Raw genomic sequence first — 340 nt, 5'->3', positions numbered from 1 at the left:
CCACTTCTGGAAAACGTTTTGGTATGGCACTTGAACAGGTTTCAACGTCTTATGAAGAAACACGCCGCCCATTGATGACGCCCGATGAAATCATGCGCCTGCCTGGAGCAAAAAAAGATAATTCTGGGAATATTGTTGAACGTGGGGAAATGCTTATTTTTGTAGCTGGAAATAGCGTCATTAGAGGAACACAAATTCTTTATTTTTTAGATCCAGTTTTTTCAGAAAGGTCAAAAATTTCTCCTCCTGCTACAGATCGTTTGCATGAGAGAAATAAAAGCAAAGAAGATAAGAAAGGCTTTGTTCTCTCATGAAAAAAGCTATGGCCATTCTTACTTTA

The 340-nt window shown here is 38.5% G+C and carries 1 protein-coding gene; it reads left to right on the top strand.

The features are described 5' to 3' along the window. Positions 1–314 (top strand): type IV secretory system conjugative DNA transfer family protein (locus ACFIMQ_RS09510; protein ID WP_375703941.1); only part of this gene is annotated, 314 nt, incomplete at its 5' end. Positions 315–340 lie beyond the last annotated feature (26 nt).

The sequence above is a fragment of the Bartonella sp. AD13SXNS genome (assembly GCF_042196465.1).
GTDB lineage: Bacteria > Pseudomonadota > Alphaproteobacteria > Rhizobiales > Rhizobiaceae > Bartonella.
Note: the sequence above shows the minus strand (reverse complement) of the source record. Positions and strands in the feature narration are given on the sequence as shown.